General features: G+C 54.9%; 7 protein-coding genes. 5 read left to right on the top strand and 2 right to left on the bottom strand.

Annotated features, from left to right (window positions below; genetic code table 11):
* Positions 1-104 precede the first annotated feature (104 nt).
* On the top strand, positions 105-494 hold the full coding sequence (locus ACMHYW_RS13350; RefSeq protein ID WP_414500345.1) for a nuclear transport factor 2 family protein: 390 nt from the start codon (positions 105-107) through the stop codon (positions 492-494).
* A 70-nt stretch (positions 495-564) separates the two neighbouring features.
* On the opposite strand, the gene ACMHYW_RS13355 is transcribed toward ACMHYW_RS13350, so the two are convergent.
* Positions 565-2,007: an amino acid permease gene (locus ACMHYW_RS13355; protein WP_414500346.1), complete on the bottom strand. Its 1,443-nt coding sequence runs from the start codon at positions 2,005-2,007 to the stop codon at positions 565-567.
* Positions 2,008-2,648: 641 nt separating this feature from the next.
* Between ACMHYW_RS13355 and yciH the strand changes: the two genes are divergently transcribed.
* The 3 genes from yciH to gltP all read left to right on the top strand — a co-directional run bounded on the left by yciH (position 2,649) and on the right by gltP (position 5,987).
* Positions 2,649-3,011 carry a stress response translation initiation inhibitor YciH gene (gene yciH, locus ACMHYW_RS13360; RefSeq protein WP_027704349.1) on the top strand — a complete coding sequence of 121 codons (363 nt, stop codon included), beginning with the start codon at positions 2,649-2,651 and terminating at the stop codon, positions 3,009-3,011.
* 94 nt (positions 3,012-3,105) lie between these two features.
* Positions 3,106-4,302, top strand: a complete 1,197-nt coding sequence (locus ACMHYW_RS13365; protein ID WP_414500347.1) for an MFS transporter — start codon at positions 3,106-3,108, stop codon at positions 4,300-4,302.
* A gap of 308 nt (positions 4,303-4,610) precedes the next feature.
* The gene (gene gltP, locus ACMHYW_RS13370) at positions 4,611-5,987 is read left to right on the top strand and encodes a glutamate/aspartate:proton symporter GltP (protein ID WP_414500348.1); all 1,377 of its coding nucleotides are present in this window, start codon (positions 4,611-4,613) and stop codon (positions 5,985-5,987) included.
* A 381-nt stretch (positions 5,988-6,368) separates the two neighbouring features.
* On the opposite strand, the gene ACMHYW_RS13375 is transcribed toward gltP, so the two are convergent.
* Positions 6,369-6,599: a transcriptional regulator gene (locus tag ACMHYW_RS13375; protein WP_414500349.1), complete on the bottom strand. Its 231-nt coding sequence runs from the start codon at positions 6,597-6,599 to the stop codon at positions 6,369-6,371.
* 627 nt (positions 6,600-7,226) lie between these two features.
* Between ACMHYW_RS13375 and ACMHYW_RS13380 the strand changes: the two genes are divergently transcribed.
* Entirely contained in the window at positions 7,227-7,931 is a 705-nt protein-coding gene (locus ACMHYW_RS13380) for a helix-turn-helix transcriptional regulator (RefSeq protein WP_051523622.1), read from the top strand.
* Positions 7,932-8,276 lie beyond the last annotated feature (345 nt).

Raw genomic sequence — 8,276 nt, forward strand, 5'->3', positions numbered from 1 at the left:
CGCGAGCAGCCAGCGCGGGCACTCTGCCCTCATGACGATCTTGACGGATAGCGCCCCACCCGCGTAGAACTTTAATACCAATAACGCGAGTAGGAATTTATCCCATGCCCCCTCTCGATACCGTCCAGCAAGCGCTATCGCGTGTGCTTAGCGGCCCGACGCTTGATGAAACCCTGCTCCAACGCTTCTTCTCAGAACGCTACACCCAGATCGTCAACGGCGAACCGCTCGATTACTCAGGCTTCGTTGCCCATATCAGATTGCTGAAGGAAGTCACACAGCGATTAGAGCTGACGCTGCTGTCGATTGCAGCCTCTGGAGCGGACGTGCACACCCATCACACTGTGCGCGCCATCAAAAATGACGGGGCTGAAAGCGAATTTGAGGTCTTCGCCCACTTCGAAGTGGAAGAGGGCAAGATCGTGTCGTGCCGCGAGCTGACCCGCCAAATTGCGGGGGCAGCCCACGACGAAGATCTGGGTTCTCGCCAGTAACCTTGCGTGCGGCCATTAAAAAAGCCCGCCTCTGAAAGAGGCGGGCTTTTTTCGTTGCATTACCCGACGATCAGACGTCAGCAACATCCTGCTGACGAGCCTTCTCAGCAAGCACCTTCTTGTCACGAGAAGCACAGCAGCCCCAGTAGATCACCGTGATGGCGACCAGCCATATGGCCCCTGCGCACAGCGCCAATCGAGTGTCTTCCTGCAATGTCATCAGACCGATGGTCAGCAGCATGAACAGGATGGCCAGCATCGGCACTACGGGATAGCCAGGGACAGGGAATTTCAGCGCTTTGATCTCTTCGCGGGACAGCTTGCGACGCATGCCCATCTGTGCGAACAGGATCATCACCCATACCCACACGGTCGCAAAGGTACCGAGCGCCGCTACTAGCGCAAAGGCGCGCTCTGGAATCAAGGCATTGAGCACGATTGCCACCAGCAGCGATACGATCAGCGTGATGACCGTTACCCACGGCACGCCGTTCTTGGACAGGCGACCGAAGATTTCAGGGGCATGCCCTTTTTCGGCCATGCCGTACATCATGCGCCCTGCACCAAAAATATCGCTGTTGACGGCGGAAATGGCCGCGGTAATCACCACGATGTTCAGCAGCGACGCCGCATACTTAATGCCCACGTACTCAAACATGCTGACAAACGGACTGCCGTGCAGCTCAGCAGCAGCTGACGTGCCATCAGCATGGTTGCCGATCTCGGGCCACGGATAGATGCACATCAATACGAAGATGGTCCCGATGTAGAAGACCAGAATGCGCAGCGGCACGGAGTTGATCGCACGCGGAATAGCGCGCTGAGGATCGCCCGCTTCACCGGCGCTGGTACCGATCACCTCAATCCCACCGAAGGCGAACATGACCATGGTCAGGCTCATTATCAAGCCATCCCACCCCTTGGCAAAGAAGCCGCCTTCATAGGCCCAGAGGTTATGAACGCCGACCGGCTTGCCATCGCTGCTACCAATGCCGAACAGAATCAACCCCAAGCCCACGGCGATCAGTGCCAGAATCGTGACCACTTTCAGCAGCGAGAACCAGAACTCAAGCTCACCGAAGACGCGCACGCTCATTAGGTTAATGGCAGCGATCAGCAGTACCGTGCCCAGCACCCAGATCCATGGCGGAATACCGGGAAACCAGTAGCCCATATAGCCGCCGATGGCCGTCACATCCGCGATGGGGACGATCACCATCTCGAAGATATAGGTCCACCCGGTGATGAAGCCGGCCATCGGCCCAAGGTAATCGTAGGCATACTGACTGAAGGAGCCAGCTACGGGGCGATGGACTGCCATTTCCCCCAGAGCACGCATGACCAGAAAGACAGCCGCACCGGCAATCATGTACGCCAGCAGTACGGCAGGACCCGCCGCCTGAATGGCAGAAGAAGAGCCGAGGAAAAGACCGGTTCCGATGGCCGACCCGAGCGCAATGAAGCGGATGTGACGCGTCGAGAGGCGCCGCATGAGTTGTTTTGGTTGAGACATATCCGGATCCTGTCTACTACATCTTGGCTTGTTCCAGTGCCCACATACTACACCGGAAAGGAAGAAGGTAACGCCCAGAGTCCCTGCAGGCTGCCAAACGCGTGTATTGCCCGTGCGTTTCCAGCATGGGAAGAAGCAGCCGAGCATGGTACCGTGACAGAGCGGCCATGCCCATCCCCCTGCGGCAATCCTAATAATAATTAGCGGCCTTAATTGCCTTTTTTTCAACGAAAGACAATCCAAAGCACTGGTGTTATACTAGCTGCACAGTAAGTGAGCACTGATGTCGGTTAACATTTAATTACCCTGCAAAGCTTGCTTTTCCCTTTTAAAGCACCTATATAGTTAGTGTGCATCGCGAATTGCGAACGAATTCACCTTCGGGGCCGTGGAACTTCCCCTCCGCCGCGAAGGTCATAGAAGGTGTACCGGTGAGATGCTCACAGGTTCCCTTGCAAGATATCCCTGCTTATGCCCGCCTCTTCCCCCTCGGCGGGCTTTTTTTTGCCTGTATATCCCCTTTTTGCCCTCTTGCCGTCGCTCGTGAAGGGTGATTCCATTGCCCGACAGGATTACTTTTTTCCTTGAACCAATGACGGTTCAGGGAGCGAACCGGCAGCCATTTTTCAAGGTGCTATCAGATGTCTTCTCCCTTCAAGGACGCTCTGAGTCGTCTGGTCTACTCTACAGAACAGGGCGACATGCGCGGTGATGACCGCGAAACCGAACGCCAAGCGGCAGAACGTGAACGCCTGAACCGCCTTGACGGTATCGTGCGCATCCGACGCGAAACGTCGGGCCGCAAAGGCAAGGGCGTCACAACGGTCAGCGGCGTACCGCTGTCAGACGATGAGCTGGCCGCACTGACGGCTCGCCTCAAGAAACGATGCGGCAGCGGCGGTGCGCTGAAAGAGGGCGTGATCGAAATTCAGGGTGATCACCGTGACACGGTAAAACGCCTTCTGGAACAGGAAGGTTACACAGTGAAGCTTGCGGGTGGCTGAGCCTTCTTCTGCGTTCGTGGCATCAAGAAGGCCCGTCGCCTCCCTATTTCCACCAGGAGCCGGATGCTCCTGCCATCAGTAAAGGTCTTATGCTATGCCTGCATCCAAAGCCTCTACATCGCATCACATCATGGAAGACGGTTTCCCGGCACCGCCATCGACGCCGTGGCGGCGCCTTTCCATCGCCTTCTTCTTTGCCCTGTCAGGCCTTGCACTGACCAACTGGACCACCCGCGTGCCTTCGCTGAAAGAGCGCTTCGGGCTGGATGATGGTCATATCGGTCTGCTGCTGTTCTGCCCGGTGGTGGGGACGCTCACGTCCGTATTTCTGGCGAACTATCTGGTGGCGCGCTTCGGCAGCCGCCGCATGACGCGTCTGAGCAGCTACTTCATCGTCGCTTCACTGTTCGCCATTGGCTGGGCACAGAACGTCGCGATGCTGGCAGGGGCGCTGTTTCTCTACGGCGTGGGAACAGGGCTGATGAACATCGCCATGAACGATCAGGCAGCGACCCTAGAACGTCGCTATCGGCGCTCCATCATGGCATCGTTTCACGGCATGTTCAGTCTCGGCATGATGATCGGCGGGGCCTTTGCGGGGCTGTTAATCCGCATAGGGCTTTCTCCCCAATGGCATCTGACGCTGGTCAGCCTGCTGCTGTTGGCAGGAGCGCTGTCCAGCAAGCGCCTGTTGATTCAACCGCCGCCCAAAACAGAGCGTCAGCACGGCAAGTTGTTCGTCTTCCCTCGCGGCCGAGTATGGCTGGTGGGTGCCATCGCATCGGCAACGGTGTTTGTCGAAGGCTCGCTGACGGATTGGGCTTCTGTCTTCCTGAAAGCACTGGAAGCGCCTGAATCCACCGCGGCACTCGGCGTGACCTGCTTTGCAGCGGCCATGACGTCCGGGCGCCTGTTCGGTGATCGCTGGATAGAGAAGGCCGGTCCCAAGTGGGCACTGCAGATCGGTGGTTCGCTGAGCATTCTGGGACTGGGAATGGCCGTGTTCACCGGTCAGCTCTATCTGTCGCTGATCGGCTTTGCTATGACCGGGTTGGGTCTTTCGACGCTGTTCCCATGCCTGCTCAGCCTTGCCCGCAGCAACCCATTGATGACCTCATCAGCGGCCATCTCGTCTGTCGCGATGATGGGATACGTAGCACTGCTGGCTGGCCCATCCATACTGGGTTTTCTAGCCCATGCAGTTGGGGTACGCTGGGCATTCATTGCGCTGATATTGTCATCCGGCGTGATCGTACTGATGGCCTCGTCGGCCTCTCGACAGCATGCATAATGCGTGGCGGCTGACGTCCAGCTTATCGATTTCGGCACAAGTTTGTCGGAGCGGCTATCGCCAATAGTGGCACCGCAACGGTATAGTACCTACGCGGCAACACACCACGTAGGTATTGCATTACCTCGGCTGTTAGCCTTTTTGGCCGTGCCCTGAATTGGCATAGGCATGTCTCCATGCGTGTTTATGACACGACCTCGGTCCGCGGCGAAGCCCTTTGCCTTCGCCCCACATTACAAGGACAGAGGGTCCCCACCCTGTGAGGGATCCAACCGACGCGTGTCACAAATTTCAACAGGAACTTAATAATGAAAAAGCTCAAGGCCCCAGGACTTGCGTGGCAAATATTGATTGGTCTGGCGCTGGGTATCCTGCTGGGAGCGTTGCTCCAGCACTATATGCCCAATGCCGAATACCGCTCTGCGTGGGTGAAAGGCTATATCTCCCCGCTGGGCGATATATTCATGCACCTGATCAAGATGATTGTCGTACCCATCGTCGTTTCATCACTGATCGTCGGGATCGCCGGTATGGGCGATGCCAAGAAACTGGGCAAGATCGGTGCCAAGACGATCATCTATTTTGAAATCATTACGACGATTGCCATTGCAGTGGGCCTTGCCCTTGGCAACATCTTCAAGCCTGGCGTCGGCGTCGACCGTACGAAGCTGACCGCAGGTGACATGAGCAGCATCGCGGCAAACGCAGAACACTTGCAGCATCAAGGACATGGCTTCTACAACACTGTCCTCGGCATGATCCCCGAGAACATTATCCAGTCCATGTCTGCTACCAACATGCTTGCGATCATCTTCTTCACGGTGCTGTTTGCAATGGCGCTGGCCACGCTACCCAAAGATGGTCCGAAGGAAGTCTTCCTCGACATCATGCGTGCCACGGCCGACGCAATGTTCAAGCTGACAGGCTGGGTTATGCGCTATGCCCCGATCGGGGTGTTCGCACTGATGACCAAGACCGTCAGCGACAACGGCCTGTCTTCGCTGATTCCGCTGTTCAAACTGGTAGGACTGGTGTACTTCGCCATTGCCCTGTTTGCCATCGTGATTCTGGGCGGGGTCGCGAAGCTGTGCGGGTTCAACATCTTCCTACTGATGCGCATCCTGAAAGATGAACTGCTACTGGCCTATTCCACCTCAAGCTCTGAATCGGTGCTGCCGCGCATCATCCAGAAGATGGAACAGTACGGTGCTCCAAAGGCGATCTGTAGCTTCGTCATTCCGACAGGGTACTCATTCAACCTAGATGGATCGACGCTGTATCAGAGTATCGCCGCCCTGTTTCTGGCCCAGATGGCGGGTATCGACCTGACCATCACTCAACAGATCACACTACTGGTCACGCTGATGCTGACCTCGAAAGGGATTGCGGGCGTGCCTGGCGTGTCATTCGTCGTACTGATGGCCACCCTGCCTGCCGTCGGTGTTCCGACCAGCGACATTGCCTTCATTATGGGTGTCGACCGACTGATGGACATGGCGCGTACAGCGCTGAACGTCGTTGGTAACGCGCTGGCGGTACTGGTCATCGCGAAGTGGGAAGGTCAGTATGACGCCTACAAAGGCGAACACTATTTTGAAACGCGTGCGCGTGAACGCGAGGAGCGTCGTGCCCGCCGTGCTGCCCGTCAACAAAACGAAGCGCTCGAATCGGCAGACGTCGAATAAGCCTTCACATATTCGATAGCAATATCTTCAGGCCCGGAGCATGCTCCGGGCCTTTTTCGTTTCTCATCTTTGGCTCCCCCACGATTATTAGATCCTGCTCGAGGCCGGCCTGGCACACGGCATTCCGCCGTTCTTGCCATCACGCTACCTGACGGTAGGGGCATCAAGAATCAGCAGAAAAACCGAAAAACAGCAGAAGAAGAGCAAACGAAGCGTCGATGCCGACAATCTCGCGCACGGATAAAGCCGTGTTTACCACGCGGATAGTTTTTTTGCAGTGAGGGGATGAATCCATACCACGACGCCCAGAGGGACTGATTCACATGCTGGAATCGGTTCCCTCTAGGCCTGCCTGCTTACCCGAACCTGTGAGCCAGCCAATCAGGCCAGTTCCGGCCAGATCAGTTTCCAGTCATCCTGACGGAGTGACTGACGGCTGACGTAGCCTTGGGTAGCACGCTCAATCAGCGCTGCCGCTTTGGCGGAAGGACGCTTGTGACCGTAGGCAATGAGACGGAGGTAACTGGCGCTGACCCCGACTTCTTGCAGCGTCGAGTTATCAACGCTTTTGAGCCAATTCAGCAATCGTTCATTTCTTGGAAGTGCAGCCATTTTATATGCTCCTTATGTTGTAAGAAGAGCGTTGTAATTAATATTCGGGTGTAGCAAACATGCGCTAGATTAGGTGCGAACTAATCAGAGCAACAACTACACATTTTATCAGTGAGTGATTTTGGCTTGTCTTAAAGTACAGTATTACGTGGCGAATTTGGGTGATACCTGATTATAACTCACCTGACCTATCGTGTAGTAACAGCACGAAATACAATGAGATAAGACATAATATGCAAAAAACAGTCAAAAAAACGGGTTTATTCCAATAAGTACACCCGAGCGCTCAGATAAGCATTTTCCTTTCAGGGCGCTTATCACCCTAATTTATTTTTCCTAATCAAAAAGATAGATAAGGGAAATTCTTATCTTGATAATGGTGGTCACGTGTTATTATATGGTAATACTGCACATGTTATTATGTGCATAACTCTACCAAAGGTGAACGCCGTCATGTCCGACTTGCGACTGGTGTGCTTTACATGGCACTCTTTCAACTCGAAATACCTATAAAAAACACCAGTTCTTCTCTCAAACTGACCTTTCAGTCAGTGTTTCTTACTGAATCCTTTTTTTACCGTGAGGAGAACTTTTCAGTCATCGCGATACAAATGAGCATCGTGGGATATGAATAATTGGCAAATCAACTATATGACCGAGCTGAAGAAGGCCTCGCTTCTTCAGGACGTGCTCGACATCGCGCAGCACGCCATCCGCTCGCTCGGGCTCGAATATAGCAGCTGGATTGCCTACAACCCTTTCCCACTATCACGCAGGGATATGTTTGCGCTGACAACGACGGACGACGAATGCCATCGCCGCCTGAAAGCTGGTGAGTTCAACGACAGTCCGATCTTTAGGGCGTTGGAAGAAACACAGCAGCCCATCTGCTGGCAGGGCGATGAAAACGACCAGCTACTGGGACAGCAGCCGGAATTTCTCTCCGATTACCGCAGCCTTGGTCGCCGCAGTGGCTGGGCCCAGACCACGATCGACAATACCGGTACGCGCAGTTTCTTTCTCAACTGCTGTACGCGCATCCTGTCACTGACCGATCTCACCAATATCAGCATCAACATGCAGTGGCTGGCCGCGTCGGTTCATTACAATATGCTGCGCGTCAAAGATCGCGCTGGCGTGAACCTGTCGCTGCGCGAGCGAGAGATCCTGTGCTGGACCGGTGATGGCAAAACCGTCAGCGATATCGCGGAAATCTTGGGGCTCAGCGAAAGCACGGTAAATTTTCATTTCAGAAACATCATGAACAAGCTAGGTACCCCGAATAAGACCTCCGCCGTAGTCAAAGCGATCTTCCTCGACCTACTCTTCTGACGTCCTTCTGCTCAATCCATCCCGTCTTTATCCTCTGTTCCCCCGCGCACCTTACCCACATCCCTGTTATGATGGCCCCCTCGTTTCCGTAAGCGTCAGCCATGTTCATAACGTGCATCTGTTGCCGTTACAGGCAAGGCGAAACGACGCGCCTCACTCAAGTTATCCACACCCCTTTGTCACCAGTCGGGTGTGGATAACTTGTTTCGGGGCCGCTAGACTAATGACTCCCGCGCGCAGCATCTTCGCTGCCACGGTCAGCATTCCAGACGCAGCGCCTGACGCGCTGTGTCTCTGTTTTCGATCACTCCTGATGACCTTCGTCTACGAAGGATGGTGAAGTCG

The sequence above is a fragment of the Zymobacter sp. IVIA_12111.31 C1 genome (genome assembly GCF_047495495.1).
In the GTDB taxonomy this organism is placed as follows: domain Bacteria; phylum Pseudomonadota; class Gammaproteobacteria; order Pseudomonadales; family Halomonadaceae; genus Zymobacter.

Bases quoted from the DNA above. Each gene is read 5' to 3' on its own strand.
- ACMHYW_RS13350 (WP_414500345.1), top strand. From the start codon at position 105: ATGCCCCCTCTCGATACCGTCCAGCAAGCGCTATCGCGTGTGCTTAGC.
- ACMHYW_RS13355 (WP_414500346.1), bottom strand. From the start codon at position 2,007: ATGTCTCAACCAAAACAACTCATGCGGCGCCTCTCGACGCGTCACATC.
- yciH (WP_027704349.1), top strand. From the start codon at position 2,649: ATGTCTTCTCCCTTCAAGGACGCTCTGAGTCGTCTGGTCTACTCTACA.
- ACMHYW_RS13365 (WP_414500347.1), top strand. From the start codon at position 3,106: ATGCCTGCATCCAAAGCCTCTACATCGCATCACATCATGGAAGACGGT.
- gltP (WP_414500348.1), top strand. From the start codon at position 4,611: ATGAAAAAGCTCAAGGCCCCAGGACTTGCGTGGCAAATATTGATTGGT.
- ACMHYW_RS13375 (WP_414500349.1), bottom strand. From the start codon at position 6,599: ATGGCTGCACTTCCAAGAAATGAACGATTGCTGAATTGGCTCAAAAGC.
- ACMHYW_RS13380 (WP_051523622.1), top strand. From the start codon at position 7,227: ATGAATAATTGGCAAATCAACTATATGACCGAGCTGAAGAAGGCCTCG.